General features: G+C 74.6%; 19 protein-coding genes. 8 read left to right on the top strand and 11 right to left on the bottom strand.

Annotated features, from left to right (window positions below):
* On the bottom strand, positions 1-339 hold the full coding sequence (locus INN71_RS04995) for a histidine triad nucleotide-binding protein (protein ID WP_277498487.1): 339 nt from the start codon (positions 337-339) through the stop codon (positions 1-3).
* 125 nt (positions 340-464) lie between these two features.
* Between INN71_RS04995 and INN71_RS04990 the strand changes: the two genes are divergently transcribed.
* The gene (locus tag INN71_RS04990) at positions 465-1,370 is read left to right on the top strand and encodes a Gmad2 immunoglobulin-like domain-containing protein (RefSeq protein WP_277498488.1); all 906 of its coding nucleotides are present in this window, start codon (positions 465-467) and stop codon (positions 1,368-1,370) included.
* A 26-nt stretch (positions 1,371-1,396) separates the two neighbouring features.
* Here INN71_RS04990 and INN71_RS04985 read toward each other — a convergent pair whose 3' ends face one another.
* From INN71_RS04985 to hrcA, 3 genes are all read right to left on the bottom strand, one after another.
* The gene (locus INN71_RS04985) at positions 1,397-2,140 is read right to left on the bottom strand and encodes a 16S rRNA (uracil(1498)-N(3))-methyltransferase (RefSeq protein ID WP_277498489.1); all 744 of its coding nucleotides are present in this window, start codon (positions 2,138-2,140) and stop codon (positions 1,397-1,399) included.
* 8 nt (positions 2,141-2,148) lie between these two features.
* Entirely contained in the window at positions 2,149-3,339 is a 1,191-nt protein-coding gene (gene dnaJ, locus INN71_RS04980) for a molecular chaperone DnaJ (RefSeq protein WP_277498490.1), read from the bottom strand.
* Positions 3,340-3,422: 83 nt separating this feature from the next.
* Positions 3,423-4,451 carry a heat-inducible transcriptional repressor HrcA gene (gene hrcA, locus INN71_RS04975; protein WP_277498492.1) on the bottom strand — a complete coding sequence of 343 codons (1,029 nt, stop codon included), beginning with the start codon at positions 4,449-4,451 and terminating at the stop codon, positions 3,423-3,425.
* 168 nt (positions 4,452-4,619) lie between these two features.
* Here hrcA and INN71_RS04970 point away from each other — a divergent pair, with 168 nt between their 5' ends.
* The 4 genes from INN71_RS04970 (at position 4,620) to INN71_RS04955 (ending at position 7,809) form a co-directional block, all read left to right on the top strand.
* Positions 4,620-5,321, top strand: coding sequence for a hypothetical protein (locus tag INN71_RS04970; protein WP_277498495.1), 702 nt, complete (start codon positions 4,620-4,622; stop codon positions 5,319-5,321).
* Between the two features lie 75 nt (positions 5,322-5,396).
* A complete protein-coding gene (locus tag INN71_RS04965) occupies positions 5,397-6,278 on the top strand; it encodes an MBL fold metallo-hydrolase (protein ID WP_277498497.1) in 882 nt (293 codons plus the stop codon).
* Between the two features lie 79 nt (positions 6,279-6,357).
* The gene (locus tag INN71_RS04960) at positions 6,358-7,215 is read left to right on the top strand and encodes a DUF3097 domain-containing protein (RefSeq protein ID WP_277498499.1); all 858 of its coding nucleotides are present in this window, start codon (positions 6,358-6,360) and stop codon (positions 7,213-7,215) included.
* Positions 7,216-7,230: 15 nt separating this feature from the next.
* Positions 7,231-7,809 (top strand): DUF4870 domain-containing protein, encoded by a 579-nt coding sequence (locus tag INN71_RS04955; RefSeq protein ID WP_277498501.1) that lies wholly within the window; start codon positions 7,231-7,233, stop codon positions 7,807-7,809.
* 19 nt (positions 7,810-7,828) lie between these two features.
* Here INN71_RS04955 and hemW read toward each other — a convergent pair whose 3' ends face one another.
* From hemW to INN71_RS04940, 3 genes are all read right to left on the bottom strand, one after another.
* Positions 7,829-9,070 (bottom strand): radical SAM family heme chaperone HemW, encoded by a 1,242-nt coding sequence (gene hemW / locus INN71_RS04950; protein ID WP_277498502.1) that lies wholly within the window; start codon positions 9,068-9,070, stop codon positions 7,829-7,831.
* A 23-nt stretch (positions 9,071-9,093) separates the two neighbouring features.
* Positions 9,094-10,035, bottom strand: coding sequence for a 3,4-dioxygenase subunit beta (locus INN71_RS04945; RefSeq protein WP_277498503.1), 942 nt, complete (start codon positions 10,033-10,035; stop codon positions 9,094-9,096).
* Between the two features lie 100 nt (positions 10,036-10,135).
* A complete protein-coding gene (locus tag INN71_RS04940; RefSeq protein WP_277498504.1) occupies positions 10,136-11,965 on the bottom strand; it encodes a long-chain fatty acid--CoA ligase in 1,830 nt (609 codons plus the stop codon).
* A 161-nt stretch (positions 11,966-12,126) separates the two neighbouring features.
* Here INN71_RS04940 and INN71_RS04935 point away from each other — a divergent pair, with 161 nt between their 5' ends.
* Both INN71_RS04935 and INN71_RS04930 read left to right on the top strand, forming a co-directional pair.
* A complete protein-coding gene (locus tag INN71_RS04935; RefSeq protein ID WP_277498505.1) occupies positions 12,127-12,597 on the top strand; it encodes a hypothetical protein in 471 nt (156 codons plus the stop codon).
* Positions 12,594-12,914, top strand: a complete 321-nt coding sequence (locus INN71_RS04930; protein WP_277498506.1) for a transcriptional regulator — start codon at positions 12,594-12,596, stop codon at positions 12,912-12,914. The genes INN71_RS04935 and INN71_RS04930 overlap by 4 nt, the downstream gene beginning before the upstream one ends.
* On the opposite strand, the gene INN71_RS04925 is transcribed toward INN71_RS04930, so the two are convergent.
* Both INN71_RS04925 and INN71_RS04920 read right to left on the bottom strand, forming a co-directional pair.
* A complete protein-coding gene (locus INN71_RS04925; protein WP_277498508.1) occupies positions 12,911-13,807 on the bottom strand; it encodes an aminoglycoside phosphotransferase family protein in 897 nt (298 codons plus the stop codon). The genes INN71_RS04930 and INN71_RS04925 overlap by 4 nt on opposite strands.
* Positions 13,804-14,655: an AraC family transcriptional regulator gene (locus INN71_RS04920; RefSeq protein ID WP_277498509.1), complete on the bottom strand. Its 852-nt coding sequence runs from the start codon at positions 14,653-14,655 to the stop codon at positions 13,804-13,806. The genes INN71_RS04925 and INN71_RS04920 overlap by 4 nt, the downstream gene beginning before the upstream one ends.
* 51 nt (positions 14,656-14,706) lie before the next feature.
* On the opposite strand from INN71_RS04920, the gene INN71_RS04915 reads away from it, so the two are divergent.
* Entirely contained in the window at positions 14,707-15,324 is a 618-nt protein-coding gene (locus INN71_RS04915) for a TIGR03086 family metal-binding protein (RefSeq protein ID WP_277498511.1), read from the top strand.
* A gap of 37 nt (positions 15,325-15,361) precedes the next feature.
* Here INN71_RS04915 and INN71_RS04910 read toward each other — a convergent pair whose 3' ends face one another.
* Positions 15,362-16,300 carry a serine/threonine dehydratase gene (locus INN71_RS04910; protein WP_277498513.1) on the bottom strand — a complete coding sequence of 313 codons (939 nt, stop codon included), beginning with the start codon at positions 16,298-16,300 and terminating at the stop codon, positions 15,362-15,364.
* The gene (gene lepA / locus INN71_RS04905; protein ID WP_277498515.1) at positions 16,297-18,189 is read right to left on the bottom strand and encodes a translation elongation factor 4; all 1,893 of its coding nucleotides are present in this window, start codon (positions 18,187-18,189) and stop codon (positions 16,297-16,299) included. The genes INN71_RS04910 and lepA overlap by 4 nt, the downstream gene beginning before the upstream one ends.
* Between the last annotated feature and the right edge of the window lie 166 nt (positions 18,190-18,355).

Below are 18,355 nucleotides of genomic sequence, written 5' to 3'. Positions count from 1 at the left end.
TCAGGAGGGCCAGCCCATCCGCTCCCCGCCGAGCACGTGCAGGTGCGCGTGGAAGACGGTCTGGCCCGCGTCGGCGCCCGTGTTGAACACGAGGCGGTAGCCGTCGAGGTCGTCGGCCTGCGCCACGGCGGCCGCGCTGGTGAGCAGGTCAGCGGCGGTGCGCGGCTCGGCCGCCGCGAGCGACGCCGCGTCCGGGTGGTGGCTGCGGGGCACGACGAGCACGTGGGTCGGGGCGACCGGGGCGATGTCCCGGAACGCCAGCGTCGTCGGCGTCTCGTGCACCACGGTGGCCGGCACGTCGCCGGCGACGATCTTGCAGAACAGGCAGTCGGCGCTCATGACGCCAACCTAGCGCCGGCCGGGCTGCTCGCCCCTCGTCGCAGGAGCCACTACCGTCACAGGAGCAACTGCACCCGGCCGCCTCGCGAGGACGACCGTCGGCGCCCGACCCTGGGAGGAATCGCATGACCGCTCGCCGCACCCCCGCCCGCCGCACGACCGCCCCGCTCGCCGTCGGCGCGGTGCTGGCCCTGACGCTGGCCGCCTGCGGCGACGACGGCGCGGACGACGGCGCCACCGACCCGGGAGCGAGCCCGTCGACCCCCACCAGCTCGGCGACGGCGACGACCACGCCGAGCGACGACGAGGGCGGCACGGGCGGCGGCACGGGCGGGGCGGGCACCGGGGCCGTGCCGGTCTACTACGTGCTCGAGGGGGACCGCGCGGGCCTGGTGCGCGAGTTCCACGCCGGCCAGGGCGACGACGCCCTCGCCTCGGCGGTCACGCTGCTCTCCAGCCCGCCCTCGGACCCGGACTACACGTCGTACGTCGACGGGTGGGTCACCGCGGCGCAGGAGGCGGACGGCGAGATCGTCGCCACCGTCAGCGGCCCGGTGCCCGGCGACGACGCCGAGCTGGCGGTGCAGCAGGTCGTCTACACGCTGCAGGCGGCGGCCGGCCGGGTGCTGCCCGTGCGCTTCCTCGGCGAGTCGGGCGGGGACGCCGTCGGACTGCCCGGCACCAACCCCGTCAGCACCTCGCCCGAGCTCGAGACGCTCGCGCTCGTCAACATCACCGACCCCGCCGAGGGCACCACCGTGTCGGGGTCGATGACCGCGACCGGGCGTGCGAGCTCGCCCGAGAACAACGTCCGGTGGGAGGTCCGCTCCGGCTCCGAGGTGGTGCTGGAGGGCTTCACCACGCACGAGGGCTCGTCCACCGACGAGCGCCTGGACCCGTGGACCGTCGAGGTCGACCTCAGCACGCTGGCCCCCGGCACCTACACGTTCGTCGCGATGACCGACGACGCGAGCGGCGGCGAGGAGGGCTCCGGCCCGGCCACCGACACGCGCACCATCGTCGTCGGCTGACCCCGCGGGGCAGGCCCGGCGGGCGGTCAGGCCCAGCGGGCGGTGCGGGCCAGGAGCGCCGCGACCGCCACGACCCCGGCGGTCGAGGTGCGCAGCACCTCGTCACCCAGCCGCACGGTCGTGGCGCCGGCCGCCTCGAACGCCGCGACCTCCTCGTCGGTGAGCCCGCCCTCGGGACCGACGACGAGGCCCAGCGAGCGCACCTCGCCCGACAGCGGGACCGAGGCCAGCGGCGTGGTCGCCGCCTCGTGGAGCACCAGCACCACGTCGAGGCCGGCGAGGAACGCCGCCGCCTCGGCGGTCGACGCCAGCGGCGCGACCTCGGGGAACCACGCGCGCCGGGACTGCTTGGCGGCCTCCCGCGCCGTGGCCGACCACCGCGCGTGCGCCTTGGTCGCGCGCTCGCCGCGCCAGACGGCCACGCTGCGCGCCGCCGCCCACGGGACGATCCGCTCGACGCCCACCTCGGTGAGCACCTCGACGGCCAGCTCGCCCCGGTCACCCTTGGGCAGCGCCTGCACGACCGTCACGGCGGGCACGGGGGCGGGTACGTCGGCGACGTCGGCGACCTCGACCTCCAGCGCGCGCTTCGCCGTCGCCGTGACGACGCCGGTCACGGCCCGCCCGGCCCCGTCGACGAGACGCACCTGCTCCCCCACGGCGAGCCGGCGCACCGCGACGGCGTGGTGGGCCTCGTCGCCCTCGACGCGGACGAGGGACCCGGGTCGGGCCCCGCCCAGGTCGGGGTGCAGGTGGACCGGCAGCGACACCGCGGGCCTCAGTGGGTGTGGAACTTGTCGCGGAAGCGGCCGAAGACGCCCCCGCGGCGGTGCACCTGGACCTGGCCGTCGGTCGCCTCCTCGCCCCGCAGCTCGGCGAGCTCGCGCAGCAGCGCCTCCTGGCGCCCGTCGAGCTTCTGCGGCGTCGCGACCGCGATGGTGACCACGAGGTCCCCGCGCCCGGCACCCCGCAGGCCGGGGACGCCCCGCCCGCGCAGCACCTGCTCGGTGCCCGACTGCGTGCCCGGCTTGATCTCCAGGCGCAGCTCGGTCTCCAGCTCGGTCTCCGCGCCGTCCTCCACGAGGTCGGCCTCGAGCAGCGGCAGGGTGACGTCGGCGCCGAGCGCGGCGGCGGTCATCGGGACGGTCACGGTGCAGTGCAGGTCGTTGCCCTGGCGCAGGAACAGCTCGTGCTCGGCGACCCGGATCTCGACGTACAGGTCACCGGCGGGACCGCCTCCCGGGCCGACCTCGCCCTGCTCGGCCAGCTGCACGCGGGTGCCGTTGTCGACGCCCGCGGGGATCTTGACGGTGAGGTCGCGGCGCGAGCGCACCCGGCCCTCGCCCGAGCAGGTGCGGCAGGGGTCGGGGATGACCGAGCCGAAGCCGCGGCACGCGGCGCAGGGACGCAGGGTGCGGATCTCGCCGAGGAACGAGCGCTGCACGTGCGCGACCTCCCCCGCACCGCGGCACGTCGTGCAGGTCTGCGGGCTGCTGCCGGGGGCCGCGCCGTCGCCGTGGCAGGTCTCGCAGACCACCGCGGTGTCGACCTTGAGCTCGCGGGTGACGCCGAAGGCGGCCTCGGCGAGCTCGACGTCGAGGCGGATGAGCGCGTCCTGGCCGCGCCGCATCCGCGGTCGCGGGCCGCGGCCCGCCCCGCCCCCGCCGGGCTGGCCCGGGCCCCCGCCGCCGAAGAAGGCGTCCATGATGTCGGTGAACGAGAAGCCCTGGCCCGCGCCGCCGAACCCGGCGCCGCCGAACGGGTCGCCGCCGCGGTCGTAGGCCGCCCGCTTCTGCGGGTCCGACAGCACCTCGTAGGCCGCGCTGACCTCCTTGAACCGCTCCTGGGTCTCGGGGTCGGGGTTGACGTCCGGGTGCAGCTGGCGGGCCAGACGCCGGTACGCCTTCTTGATGGCGTCGGCGTCGGCGTCGCGGTCGACGCCGAGCAGCTCGTACAGGTCCTGGCTCACGTGTGTCCTATCCATCGCTTCCGTGCAGGTGGGGCAGGTCGGGCGGGTCGGGCGGGTGGGGGCGCCGTCGATCGGCGCCCCGGTCAGGCGTTGTTGTTCTCGTCGAGGATGCGCGACATGTAGCGGGCGACCGCGCGCACGGCGGCCATGGTGCCCGGGTAGTCCATGCGGGTGGGGCCCACGATGCCGAGCGCGGAGAGCATGTCGGCACCCGCGCCGTACCCCGTCGTGACGACGCTCGTGCCCGCGAGCTCCTCCACGGGGCCCTCCGCGCCGATGCGCACCGTCACGGCGCCGCCGGTCGTGGCCTCGCCCAGCAGCCGCAGGAGCACGACCTGCTCCTCCAGCGCCTCGAGCATGGGGCGCAGCACGGTGTCGAAGCCGTCGCCGAAGCGCGCCAGGTTGGCCGTGCCGCCCACCACGACGCGCTGGTCGGACGAGTGGTCCGACAGCGCGTCGACGAGCACCCCGACGACCTCGCTCGTCGGGCCGTCGGCCGGGGCCTCGTCGGTGCGCAGCCGGGCCAGCGCGTCGGCGGCGACACCGAGCCGCTGGCCCACGACCGCGCGGTTGACCTGGGAACGCAGGTCACCGACCTGGGCCTCGTCGAGGTCCCGGTCGAGCTCGACGAGGCGCTGCTCCACCCGCCCGCTCGACAGGATGAGGACGACGAGCAGGCGGTGCGGCGCCAGGGCGACCACCTCGACGTGCCGCACGGTGCTCTGGCTGAGGATCGGGTACTGCACCACGGCCACCTGGCGGGTCAGCTGGGCCAGCAGCCGCACGCTGCGGCGCACGACGTCGTCCACGTCCACCGCACCCTCGAGGAAGGTGGAGATGGCCCGCTTCTCGGCCGCCGTGAGCGGCTTGACCGTGCCGAGCCGGTCCACGAACAGGCGGTAGCCCTTGTCGGTGGGGATGCGGCCGGCGCTCGTGTGAGGCTGGTGGATCAGCCCCTCCTCCTCCAGCACGGCCATGTCGTTGCGCACGGTCGCCGGGGAGACCCCCAGCCCGTGCCGTTCGACGAGGGCCTTCGAGCCGACCGGCTCCTCGGTCGACACGTAGTCCTCCACGATGGCCCGCAGCACGGCGAGCCGACGCTCCTCGACCATCCCTGCTCCTCCCGCGTGGCGTCCACCGGTGGCCGAGACCCTCGGGGTCCTGGCACTCCACCGGCGCGAGTGCCAATGGTACTCCGCCCCGTCCCACTCCACGGGAACCACTTGACCCGGGGCCGGTGAGCGGTAGGTTAGGCTTGCCTTAGTCATCCAGGAGGTCCTGTGCTCCCCTTGCTCGCCTCGGCCGATCCCGACCAGCTCGCCGCGCGCGCCCGCAGCGCCCTGTCCTGCCCGGCGGCGGCCAGCATGGTCATCAAGGGCACCGAGCACCTCTTCGGCGGTGACGACCTGGGCCTGCAGGACCGGGGCGGCGTCCCCACCCTGGTGTGCCGCACCGGCTCGGTCGTCGAGCGCGCCGCGACCGCCCACCAGAAGGCGCTGCTGCGCATCATCTCCGGCGTGGTCGAGGACGACGGCACCACCGAGTCGGTCGTGCTGGCCGGCAAGCTGGCGAGCCCGCGGCCCTGCTGCGACCCGTCGCTGCAGGCCGTCGCCATCGACCCCACCATCATCATGCTCATCCGCACGCACGCGGACGGCTCCACGCGGCAGTACCGGGTGCCCACCGCCCTCTTCCGCAGCCCCACCCACGCGCTCAACCGCGGCTACCTGCGCCGGTGCACCGAGCACGTCAACGAGTGCCACGACGCCGAGCTGCGCCAGGCCGTCTCCCTGTGCACCGGCACGCCCGCGCCGTACCTGGCCGGCGCCGCCCTCGCCGACCTCTCGCCCACCGGCGTGGAGGTCCGGTGGGTCGACGCCGACGGGGCGCACCGCCGCCCGGTCACCTTCGACACTCCCGCCCGCACCCCGGACGACCTCGCCGAGGCGCTGCGCACCCACCTGCACGCCGGCCTCTGCTGACTCGCCCGCCGACCCGCCCGCCGACCCGCCCGCCGACCCGCCCGCCGACCCGCCCGCTGGCCTAACCTCACGGGCATGGCCCGCGACACCGTCCTGCCCGACCCGACCGAGGTCGCCGACCGGGTCTGGGTCGCCCGCCACCCCTGGTTCGACGCCATCGTCACCGTCGTCGCCGGCGAGCGCGGCGTCGTGGTCGTCGACACCCACGCCGCGGAGACCGTCGGCGAGCAGCTGCGCGACGCCGTGCGCCGGCTCGCCCCCGCCCTGCCGCTCCTCGCCGTCGTCGCCACCCACGACCACCTCGACCACGTGCTCGGCACCGCGCCGCTGCTGGACGCCTGGCCCGACGCGGACGTCGTCGCCCACGAGGACGCAGCGGCCCGCATGGCGACCAGCGTCCCCGCGCAGGTGGCGGCGTACGACGCTCCCCCGGCCCTGCGCAGCGCCGTGACGAGCAGCCGCCTCGTGCTCCCCACCCTCACGCTCTCCGGCGCGCGGGCGCTCGACCTCGGGGACCGGGTCCTCGAGGTCGTCCACCCCGGTCGCGGCCACACCGGCGGGGACCTCTGCGTGCGGGTGCCCGACGTCGACGTCCTCGTCGCGGGCGACGTCGTCGAGGCCGCCGACGACCCGGCCGACGCGGTGCCGGCGTACGGCGACGACTCCTGGCCGCTGGAGTGGCCGGGCAGCCTGGAGCTCGTGATCGGGCTCCTCACCCCGGCCAGCACCGTGGTCGCCGGCCACGGCCCGGTCGTGGACCGCGCGTTCGTGCACGCCCAGCAGGCGGCCGTCGCGGAGGTGGCCGGCCAGGTGAGCGACCTCGCGGCCGCCGGCGTCCCGGCCGACCGGGCGCTCGCAGAGGGGCGCTGGCCCTTCCCCGCCGACGCGCTCGTCGCGGCCGTGCGCCTCGGCTACGCCCACCTGCCGCCCGGGGCACGACGGCTGCCGCTGGTCTGACCCCCGCGGCGTGCTCCGGCGGCGTGCTCCGGCGGCGTGCCTGGCGAGGACGGTCGGTCCCGCGCCCTAGCGTGGGGACGTGACCCCGCACGACCGCTACGGATCCGACGTCCTCTCCGGCGACTGGCGCGCGCCCAAGCGCGGCCGGGCCACGGAGCACCCCGCCGACGTCGGCCTGGTCGTCGAGGAGGTCACGACCGACTGGTGCGGCGAGATCGTGACCGTCGACCGCGACCTCGACACCGTCACGCTGGAGGACCGGCGCGGCAAGCGGCGCACCTTCCCGCTCGGTCCCGGCTTCCTCCTCGAGGGCCGCCCGGTCATCCTCACCGCCCCGGTCCGGGTCGCGGCGCCGCGCCGCCCCAGCCGCACGGCGTCGGGCTCGATCGCGGTGCCGGACGCGCCGGCCCGGGTCGCCCGCGCCTCCCGCATCTTCGTCGAGGGCCGCCACGACGCGGAGCTCGTCGAGAAGGTGTGGGGTGACGACCTGCGCGTCGAGGGCGTGGTGGTGGAGTACCTGGGGGGCGTCGACGACCTCGCCGACCACCTCGTCGGGTTCGAGCCGGGCCCGGGCCGCCGCGTGGGCGTGCTCGTCGACCACCTCGTGCGCGGCTCGAAGGAGAGCCGCATCGCCGACGGCATCGCCCGCTCGGCCGTCGGGAAGCACGTGCTCATCGTCGGCCACCCCTTCGTCGACGTCTGGCAGGCCGTCAAGCCCGAGCGCGTCGGCCTCACCGCCTGGCCGACCATCCCGCGGTCGGTGGAGTGGAAGCACGGGGTGTGCCAGCATCTGGGGTGGCCCCACCGCAACCAGACCGACATCGCGCGGGCCTGGAAGCACATCCTCGGGCGGGTGGAGTCCTACGCCGACCTCGAGCCGGCCCTGCTGGGCCGGGTCGAGGAGCTGATCGACTTCGTGACCGCCCCCGACGCGTAGCACCAGGAGACCCCCGTGAGCACCTACGGCGACCAGCCCGGCGGCCCCTACGGCCAGGACCCGTCCCCGGGATGGGGCGCCCCCGGCCAGCCGTGGCAGCCGGGGCAGCCCGACCAGGGCCAGCAGGGCTGGGGGCAGGCGCCCCACGGCCAGGGCTACGGCCAGGGGTACGGCCAGGGGTACGGCCAGGGGTACGGCCAGCCGGGCGGGTACGGACCGGGCCAGCCGCCCTCGTCGTCGGAGGACCGCGCGTGGGCCGTCACGGCCCACCTCGGCGCGCTCGTCACGGCGTGGTTCGCGTTCGGGTTCATCGCGCCGCTGATCGTGCTGCTGGTGCGCGGCCGCTCGCCCTTCACGCGCCAGCACGCGGTGGAGTCGCTGAACTTCCAGTTGTCGCTGCTCCTCTACAGCGTGGCCGCGACGGTCGTGGGGTTCGTCTTCGTCGTCGTGACCCTCGGACTCGGGGCCCTGCTGCTGGTCCCGCTCTACTTCGTCGCGCTGCTCGCCGTCCTGGTCGTCGTCATCATGGCGTCGGTGCGCGCCGGGGCCGGCGAGCAGTACCGCTACCCGCTCACCCTGCGCCTCATCCGCTGAGGCGCACCGTCGCGCTGGCTCAGCCGAGCAGGTCGCGCACGACGCCGTCGGCCAGCAGCCGGCCCTCGCGGGTGAGCACCACCCGACCCGCGGCACCGCCGTCGAGCGGACCCGCCTCGACCAGCCCGCGCCGCACGAGGTCGGGCAGCGCCGCGCGGCCGTCGTCGTCGAGCACGTCGAGCGTCAGGCCCTCGCGCAGCCGGGTCTCGAGCAGCACGCGCTCGACGCGTCGTACCTCGTCGTCGAGCAGCTCGCGCTCGTGGCCGGGCGAGCGGCCCGCGGCCAGCAGCTCGGCGTACGGCGCGGGGTGGCGCACGTTCCACCAGCGCACGCCCCCGACGTGGGAGTGCGCCCCGGGGCCCACGCCCCACCAGTCGTCGCTGCGCCAGTAGGCCAGGTTGTGGCGGCACTCGCTGCCGGGGCGCGACCAGTTCGACACCTCGTACCAGCCGAGCCCGCCGGCGGTGAGCACCTCGTCGGCGAGGTGGTACTTGTCGGCCAGGTCGTCCTCGTCGGGCGCTGCGACCTCGCCGCGCCGCACGCGGCGGGCCAGCGCCGTGCCCTCCTCCACGATGAGCGAGTACGCCGACACGTGGTCCGGCGAGCACGCCAGCGCCGCGTCGAGGCTGGCGCGCCAGTCGGCGAGCGACTCCCCCGCCGTGCCGTAGATGAGGTCGAGGCTGATCTCGTCGAAGCCCGCGGCGCGGGCGTCCGCCACCACGCCGGGGACACGGGCGGGGTCGTGGGTGCGCTCCAGCACCTGGAGCACGTGGGGCACGACCGACTGCACACCGAAGGACAGCCGGGTGAAGCCGCCGGCCCGCAGCACGTCGAGGTCGGCCCGCGAGACCGAGTCGGGGTTGGCCTCCGTGGTCACCTCGGCGCCCGGCGCCAGCCCGAACTCGTCCTCGACCGCGCGCAGCACCCGCACCAGGTGCTCGGGCGGCAGCAGCGTCGGCGTCCCGCCGCCGAAGAAGACGGTGTCGACCGGACGATCGACGTCCCCGAGCACCCGCCGGGCCAGGCGCACCTCGGCGACGGCCGCGTCGGCGTACGTCGTGCGCGACGCCCCGGGCGGGGCGGAGGGGCCGCCGAGCTCGGTCGCGGTGTAGGTGTTGAAGTCGCAGTAGCCGCACCGCACCCGGCAGAACGGGACGTGGACGTAGAACGCGAGGCTGCGCTCCCCCAGGCCCGCGAGCGCCGACGCCGGCAGGGCGCCGTCGGCGGGGACCGGGTCGCCGGGCGGAGGGGTGGAGGGCATCCGCCCAGTGTCCCAGAGCGTGCTCAGACGGGCACGTTGAGGCGCAGCACGTAGCCCTCGTCGACGGAACCGGTCAGCGTGGCCATCTGCAGCGAGTGGCCGTCGGAGAACACGTTGTCGGTGTCGAGGCTGACCTCGGCGAAGTTGCGCACGCTGGACTCGTAGCCCTCCGCGGTGCCGTACACCTCCTCGCAGACGTCCGCCGGGAAGGCGATCTGGGAGGTGCGCAGCTTGCCGCTCGCGCTCGTGGCGTCGTCGACGGTCGGGTAGACCTCGAAGTGCAGGTGGGGCCACCGACCGGCGTACGTCGCCGGGAAGATGCTGGTGAAGGCGAGCGAGCCGTCGGCCGCCGCGACCTGCACCCCGCGCAGGTAGTTCTCGCCCTCGATGCCCGAGGAGTAGAGCGAGTAGTTCCCGTCACGGTCGCAGTGCCACAGGTAGACGGCTGCCCCCTCGTACGGCGTGATGCCGTCGGCGCCGTTGTCGTAGACCGTCAGCTCGATGCGCAGCGGCACGCCCTCGGCCACCCCGGAGGCGTCGCCGAAGCTCGTGGTGATGTCCTCGCGCACGATGCCCGACGCGGTGAGCACGTTCACCCCGTTGCTGCCGTCCGCCGGGTAGGGACCGTTCGTCTCCTCGGGGATGTCGCCGTCGTCCAGGCCCTCCTGGCTGACGCCTCCTCCCCCGCCACCCGCCCCGCCCGCCGGCGGGGCGCCGCCGGGGCCACCCGCCGTACCGGCGCCGGCAGCGCTGCTCGCGGCGCCCGACGCGGACGAGCCCGAGGTCGCCGCCTCGCCCCCGCACCCGACGAGGGCGACGGCGCTGATGCCGCCGAGCAGGCCAAGCACGCCGCGGCGGGCCATCCGACGCCCGACCATGCCGGCGTCCTGCATGACGGGCAGGTCGTGGGCGAGGCCCTCGCGGTGCTCGTCGTGGTCGTGGGGGCCGTGCGGGGCGGGGGTCATCGGGGCTCCTCGGGAAAGGCGGATGGGTGCCGGCGCGTTCGCCGACACCCATCCGATCCCGCGGTGCTGTGGGCGCCCTGTGGACGCCCTGTCCTGGACGTCAGGAGGTGTAGAGACCCTCGATGACGCTCTTGTTGTTGGCCTCCACGACCGGGCGCTTGACCTTGAGCGACGGCGTGAGCTCGCCGGCCTCGATCGTCAGGTCGTGGTCGAGCACCTCGTAGCGCTTGACCGTCTCCCAGCGGTTGAGGCGGGCGTTGAGCTGCTCGACGTACCCCGCGACCAGCTGCTGCATCCCCTCGGAGCGGACCACCTCGGCGTACGGCTTGCCCTCCATCCCGTTCTGCGCGGCCCAGCCGTCGACCTGGTCGGGGTCGAGGGTGATGAGGGCGACCACGTAGTTGCGGTTGTTGCCGACGACGAGGAACTGGCTGGCGTAGGGGCACAGCGCCTTGAACTGCGACTCGATCGCCGACGGCGCGATGTACTTGCCGCCGGAGGTCTTGAACAGGTCCTTCTTGCGGTCGGTGATCTTGAGGAACCCGTCTTGGTCGAGCTCGCCGATGTCGCCGGTGTGCAGCCAGCCGTCGGCGTCCAGCGCCTCGGCCGTCTTGTCGGGCAGGTTGTGGTAGCCCTGCATGACGTTCGGGCCCTTGATCAGGACCTCGCCGTCCTCGGCGATCTTGACCTCGCCGCCCGGGAAGACGTGGCCCACGGTGCCGAACTTGTTCTGCTCGGGGTGGTTGACGAACGCGCCCGCCGCGGTCTCGGTGAGGCCGTAGCCCTCGAGCACGAGGATGCCGGCGGCGTTGAACCACTCCGCCACCTCGCTGTTGAGCGCGGCCGAGCCCGAGATGAAGAAGCGCACCCGGCCGCCGAAGCGGTCCCGCACCTTCGAGAAGACGAGCCGGTCGAACAGGCGGTGCTGCACCTTCATGCCCACCGGCACGGAGCGACCGTCGCGCTTGCGGCGCTCGACCTCGAGGCCGACCTCGAACGCCTTCTTGAAGATCTTCTCCTTGGCCCCGCCCTCGGCGGCCTGCATGGTGACGATCTTGCCGTGCGCCTTCTCGAAGATGCGCGGCGCGGCGCCCATGAACGTCGGCTTGACGACGCCCAGGTTGTCGACGATGCGCTCCACGCGGCCGTCGATCGCGGTGGCGAAGCCGCAGGCCAGCTGCGTGCTCAGCAGCACCTTGCCGAACGAGTGCGCCATGGGCAGCCACAGGAACTGCAGGTCGGTCTCGTCGAGGATGCCCTGGCTGCGGATCGCCTCGCCCTCGTAGACCCACGCCCGGTGCTGCAGGCGCACGCCCTTGGGGCGGCCCGTGGTGCCGGAGGTGTAGATGAGGGTGGCGAGGGCCTCGGGCTCGATCGAGTCCGCGACCTTCCGCACGGCGTCGGGCGTCTCGGCCAGCAGGGCGTCGCCGAGCACGGCCAGGTCGTCCAGCCCGATGACCCAGTCGCCGTCCGTCGTGCCCGCGAAGGTGACGACCTTGGAGACGCTGGGGATCTGCTCGCGGTGGGCCCGCAGCTTCGCGACCTGCTCGTCGTCCTCGGCGAAGACGACCTGGCACTCGGCGTCGGCCACGATGTACGCCGTGTCGTCCGCGTTGGTGGTCGGGTAGACGGTGGTGGTGGCGCCGCCGGCACACATGACGGCGAGGTCGGCGAGCACCCACTCGTAGCGGGTCGCCGACGCGATGCCCACCCGCTCCTCGGCCCCGAGCCCGAGCGAGAGCAGGCCGGCGGCCATGCGGTTGACGCGGTCGCCCACCTGGCGCCACGTGACGGAGTCCCAGCCGTCGTCGCCGGCGTTCGGGAAGCGGTAGGCCTCGCGGTCACCGGACTGCTCGACGCGGTCGAGGAACTGGACCGCCACGTTGCGCGGCATGCGCTCGATGAAGGAGGCGTCGTGGTTGATCGGCATTGCGTGCGTACCTGCTTTCTCGGGGCCGTGCCCTCGGTCGCGGGCCCGGAGGGGTTGCCTCCGTAACCTAGATCACGTCACTACCCCGCGGTAGCCGAACCCCCGACCCGACCACCACTTTCCACTTGCACAACCGGAAAGTGATGCCTATGGTTTCCAGCATGGAAAGCAACGAGCTCCGCACCAGCCTGCGCGACCTCGAGCGCGCGGAGGCCGCCCCCTACGTCGACTTCCCGCCCACCCCGTGGTGGTACTTCCTCGCCGTCCCCGCCTGGGCGGCGGCGATGACCACCGCCGTGCACCTCGCCCTCGTCGAGGACGTCTCGAGCTGGTGGCTCACGCTCGCACTGGTCGCCCTGGCCCTGCTCGTGGGCGCGTTCGTGGGCTGGTACGGCCGCTACCACGGCGCGGTCCCGTCGCTGCGGGGCAGCAAGCCCCGGGAGATCCGGACGGCCTACCGGCAGTACGCCATGGGTGCCGTCCTCGTGCTCCTCGCGATCGGCGTCGCGGTCGCGACCCTCCCCTGGTGGGGCAGCGCGGCCGTCGCGTTCGTCGCCGTGGGCGCGGGGATCGGGATCTACGAGGTCGCCTACTCGCGCGCCGCCGCGGCGGCGCGGGAGCGCCTCGCGTGAGCCCCGGTGCCCTCGGCGACCTCGACCCCGTCATCCACGCGCCCAAGCGCCTGGCCGCCGTGGCGGTGCTGTTCTCCTCCGACCAGGTGAGCTTCCAGTTCCTCAAGGAGCACCTCGGCGTCGCCGACGCCGACCTGTCCAAGCAGATGTCCGCGCTCGAGGCGGCGGGCTACGTGAAGGTCCACAAGACCGGCCGCGGGCGCGGGTCGAGCACGACGTACGCCCTCACCCGGGACGGTCGCGCCGCCTACCGGCGCCACCGGGCGGCGCTCCGGGCGCTGCTGGGCGAGGACGGGACGGCCCCGGGGGCGGACTAGTCCTGCACCGCCTTGGCGATGGTCACGGCGCGCGTGACCCGCTCGCGGTCGCCCGCGTGGCGGTGCGCGTCGAGGACGCTGCGCACCACCGCCCAGTCGCGGGCCCGGTGCTCGTCGAGCCCGGCGACGTCGACGAGGGTGTGGAAGCGCCGCCGGATCCCGTCGCGCACCGAGTCGCCGGGCACCGCGCCGTACTGCTCGAAGTCGTGGCGCAGCGCGGGCTCCGGCTCGAAGTGCGGGTCCCCCGACAGCGGCTCGGGGTCGATGGCCAGCCAGCCGCGGTCGGCCGAGCGCAGGACGTTGCCGGGGTGGAGGTCGCCGTGGAGGGTGGTGCCCGTGCTCGCCGGGTCGGCGCCCAGGTCGCGGGCCAGCGCCAGGCACTGCTCGACCAGCCGGCGCGGGACCGGGACCGAGCGGGCGTCGCGGGCGAGCGCCGCGGCGCGCTCCCCGACGTACGACGCGAGCGTGCGCAGCTGCGGCGGCGCGGGCCGGTGCAGCTGTCCGTAGAGGCCGCCGAGCACCTCGCAGGCCTCCACGTCCCACAGGTCGGTGAGCACGTCGGGGCCGGCCCGCTCCAGCAGCAGGGCCCGCCGCCCGGGGTCGGCCCGCAGCAGCCGCACGGCCCCGCGCCCGGCCCAGCGCTGCAGCACCAGGTGCTCGTGCTCGGACGCGTCGTCGGGGAACCCGAGCTTGAGGACGGCCGGCTCCCGGCGCGTCGTGCGCGCGGGCACGACCAGCGCGTCCGCGCCGTGCGTCGCGGGCCCGTCGACGACGAGCTCCCAGGCCTCCAGCACCTCCGCCGCGCGGCGCGGGAGGAGGTCGAGCCACGCGGCGCGCTCCTCCCCGGCGGCGCGCTGCGCCGCGAGCCCGGCGGGCAGCGCGACCGGGGTCACCGGGCGCCCGGCTGGTCGGCGAGGTAGCGCCCCGGGGTCGTGCCCGTCACCGACCGGAAGTCGCGGGTGAAGTGCGCCTGGTCGGTGTAGCCCAGGTCGGCGGCCACCGCCGCCAGCGAGGTCGTGCCCGCCTTGAGCGCCACGACGGCGTCGTGCAGCCGCCGGCGCTGCACCAGCCACTTGGGCGACAGCCCGACCCGCTGCTCGACGAGCCGGTGCAGCGCCCGCTCCCCCAGGCCGTGCGCGGCCGCCACCTCGCTGACGCGGGTGACCTCCGGGTGGGCCTGCAGCCAGGCCACGACGTCGTTGATGAGGAGACCCTGCGGGTCGACGGGCAGGAGGGTGCGCAGCCGGCGCTCGTACGCCGCGATCGCCGCCCGGTGGCCGCCCTCGGCGGTGGGGTCGGGCTCGACGGCCGCCCGGACCTCCGCGGTCAGCGCCGCACCGTCGAGGGTGGCGAGCTGCGCGAGGTCGCACCACCCGTCGACGAGCTCGCCGACCGGGCGGCCCAGCACGAGCCGACCGGCGGCGGGCCGCAGCATCACGCCGACGGCGTACCCGTCCCCCTCCAGCACCACCGTCGACAGGCCGCGGGAGACGCCGTAGCACCGGGCGTAGGTGCCGCTGACCACGAGCAGGCACACGGGGTGCTGCAGCGTGCTCTGCGTCGACGGCTCGCGCAGCGACCAGACGGGGATCCAGTACCGGTCCACCAGGTCGACGAGGTCGGGCGAGGGCAGGTAGCGGTGGATGGGCGGCGTCGGCCGGCTCACGCCCGTCAGGTGGGCGCGGTCGATGGGCGTCACGTGCTCCCCGCCACTCCCGACCCCGCCGGCGCCGCCGTCCACGTGTCCGATTATCACAAGCGACGCCGCGCGGCGGGCCCTAGCGTCGCGCCCATGAGCTCCCCGACCGCCGCCCTGCACCCCACCGCCGCCTACTACCGCGACCAGTCCGCCCGCTTCGCCGCCGTGCTCGACGGCGTCGCCGCCGCCGGCGGGCGCTGGGACGCGCCCACCCCCTGCGAGGGCTGGACGGTGCGCGACGTCGTCGCCCACGTCGTCGACACGGAGCGGGAGTTCCTCGAGCGCCACGACCTGGCGGGCGACCTGCCCGCGGTCGCCGTCCCGGGTGACGGGGCCGGTGACGGGACGGGTGACCCGGCCGCCGCGTGGCGCACCTGGTCGGCCGCGGTGCTCGGCGTGCTGACCGCGGACGGGGTCGCCCAGCGGCCCTTCGACGGGTACTTCGGGCCGACGACCATCGGGGAGACGCTCCGCGACTTCTACGCGTGGGACTTGGTCGTCCACGGGTGGGACGTGGCGCGGGCCACCGGGCAGGACTACCCGATCAGCGACGCCGAGGCCCGCGAGGTGGGCGCCCGGGCCGACGGGTGGGGCGACGCGCTCTACTCCCCCGGCGTCTGCGCGGGGCCCGTGGCCGTCGGCGACGACGCCAGCGAGGCCGAGCGCCTGCTGGCGCGGCTGGGCCGCAACCCGTACTGGACGGCGCCCTGAGCGGGACCGGCTCCCGGGCCCGCCGTGGAGCGCGTCCTCAGAGCTCGGCGGGGTCGCCGTTGCCGCCGCACACGACGACCGCCACCCGCTCGTCCGAGGCCGGCACGTAGGCGCCCGAGCGCAGTGCCGCCAGGGCCGCGGCGCCACCGGGCTCGGCGGCCAGCCGGGTCTCGGCCCACAGCCACGAGCGCGCCTCGCGGATCGCGTCCTCGGTGACGAGCACCGACGTGGCGTCCCGCAGGGCCGCGAACCCGATCTCGCCGATGCGCGAGGCGCCGAGCGAGTCCGCGCCGAGACCGGAGGGGGTCACGTCGACCGGCTCGCCGGCGGCGAGCGCGGCGTGCAGGGTCGGGCAGCCGACGGGCTCGACGGCGACGACGCGGGTCGTCGTACCGGCGAACCAGGCGGCGACGCCGCCGGCCAGCCCGCCGCCACCGACGGCCACGAGCACCGTGTCGAGGCGGTCGCCGACGGCGCCGTCGGCCACCTGCTGCTCCAGCTCGCGGGCCAGCGTCCCCTGCCCGGTCACGGTGAGGGGCGCGTCGTACGCGTGGAGGGCGAGGGCGCCGGGGGCCGACGCGGCCTCGAGGCTGGCGGCGTAGGCCTCGGCGTACGTCGTGCCGACGAGGTGGACGTGCGCCCCACGGGCCCGCAGGCCCGCGACCTTGACGGCCGGGTCGGTGGCGGGCACGAACACCTCGGCCGGGATGCCGAGGGTGGCGCCGACGTGGGCGACGGCGAGACCGTGGTTCCCGCCGGAGGCCGCGACGAGCCGTGCGGGCGGCTCCGGGGCGGCGAGGACGCTCGCGAAGGCACCGCGTGGCTTGAACGAGCCCGCGTGCTGCAGCAGCTCGAGCTTGAGCGTCACGAGCTGCCCGTCGACGTCCACGTCGAGGACGGGGGTGCGCCGCACGTACGGCGCGATCGCCGCCGCGGCCTCCTCGACCCGGGCGCGGGTCGGGACGACCGTGCTCACTTCTTCGGCTTCTCCGCCGCCTGGGTGGTCGACAGGGCCGCCACGAACGCCTCCTGGGGGACCTCCACGCGACCGACCATCTTCATGCGCTTCTTGCCCTCCTTCTGCTTCTCCAGCAGCTTGCGCTTGCGGCTGATGTCGCCGCCGTAGCACTTGGCGAGCACGTCCTTGCGGATCGCGCGGATGTTCTCGCGGGCGATCACCCGGGCGCCGATGGCGGCCTGGATGGGCACCTCGAACTGCTGGCGCGGGATGAGCTCCTTGAGCTTGCCGGCCATCATCACGCCGTACCCGTACGCCGCGTCGCGGTGCACGATGGCGGAGAAGGCGTCGACCGGCTCACCCTGCAGCAGGATGTCGACCTTGACGAGGTCGGCGGTCTGGTCGCCGGAGCGCTCGTAGTTCAGCGAGGCGTAGCCCTTGGTCTTCGACTTCAGCTGGTCGAAGAAGTCGAAGGCGATCTCGCCCATCGGCAGCGTGTAGCGCATCTCCACGCGGTCCTCGGACAGGTAGTCCATGCCGAGGAGGGTGCCGCGCTTGGCCTGGCAGAGCTCCATGATCGTGCCGATGTAGTCGGCCGGGGCGAGGATCGTGGCGGACACGACGGGCTCGCGGACCTCGTGGATCTTGCCGTCGGGGTACTCGCTGGGGTTGGTGACCGTCAGCTGCGTGCCGTCCTCCATCACGACCTCGTAGACCACGTTGGGCGCGGTCGAGATGAGGTCGAGGTTGAACTCCCGCTCGAGCCGCTCGCGGGTGATCTCCATGTGGAGCAGGCCCAGGAAGCCGCAGCGGAAGCCGAAGCCGAGCGCCCCGGACGTCTCCGGCTCGTAGGTCAGCGAGGCGTCGTTCAGCTGCAGCTTCTCCAGCGCGTCGCGCAGCTCGGGGTACTGGTCGCCGTCGATCGGGTAGAGCCCGGCGTAGACCATCGGGGTGGGGTGTGCGTAGCCGCCGAGCGGGTCGCTGGCCCCGTGGTGCTGGCTGGTGACGGTGTCGCCGACGCGGGACTGGCGGACGTCCTTCACGCCGGTGATGAGGTAGCCGGTCTCGCCGACGCCGAGCTCGCCGGCCTTGAGCGGCTCGGGGCTGATCACGCCGACCTCGAGCATCTCGTGCACGGCGCCGCTCGACATCATCTTGATGCGGTCCCGGTGCTTCAGCGAGCCGTCGACCACCCGCACGTAGGTGACGACGCCGCGGTAGGTGTCGTAGACGGAGTCGAAGATGAGCGCCCGGGCCGGCGCGTCGGCGTCGCCGACGGGGGCAGGGACCTGGCGGACGATCTCGTTGAGCAGCGCCTCCACGCCCACACCGGTCTTGGCGGAGGTCAGCAGCACGTCCTCCGGCTCGCACCCGACGAGGTTCGCCAGCTCGAGGGCGTACTTCTCGACGTTGGCCGACGGCAGGTCGATCTTGTTGAGCACCGGGATGATCTGCAGGTCGGCGCCCATGGCCAGGTAGAGGTTCGCGAGGGTCTGCGCCTCGATCCCCTGCGCCGCGTCGACCAGCAGGATCGCCGCTTCGCAGGCCTCCAGCGAGCGGGAGACCTCGTAGGTGAAGTCGACGTGCCCAGGGGTGTCGATCATGTTGAGCACGTAGGTGCCGGGCCCGGCGTCGATGCCGTGCTCCTGCGCCGCCTCCTCGGTGACCGTCCAGGGCATGCGCACGGCCTGCGACTTGATGGTGATGCCGCGCTCGCGCTCGATGTCCATCCGGTCGAGGTACTGCGCCTTGGCCTCGCGCTCGCCGACGACACCGGTCAGCTGCAGCATCCGGTCGGCGAGGGTCGACTTGCCGTGGTCGATGTGCGCGATGATGCAGAAGTTGCGGATGATCGCGGGGTCGGTGCGCCCCGGCTGGGGCACGGCGGACGCAGGCGTAGCAGGCACCGACCGATCCTCCCATCCCGCAGCGGTGGCGGCACAACCGGCGCTCGGGGCCGGCGCCCGGGTCACCGATTTGAGGCGGCCGCCGTCGCGCTGGTAGTTTCTCCCCTCGCGTGTCTGGCTGCTCCTGCCCTCAGGGGGTGAGCGCCGGCCGCCCCCGTACGACGCA

It is taken from the genome of Nocardioides sp. ChNu-153 (assembly GCF_030466625.1).
Classification (GTDB): Bacteria; Actinomycetota; Actinomycetes; order Propionibacteriales; family Nocardioidaceae; genus Nocardioides.
The sequence above is the reverse complement of the archived record's forward strand: the minus strand, read 5'-3'. Positions and strand labels throughout refer to the sequence as shown.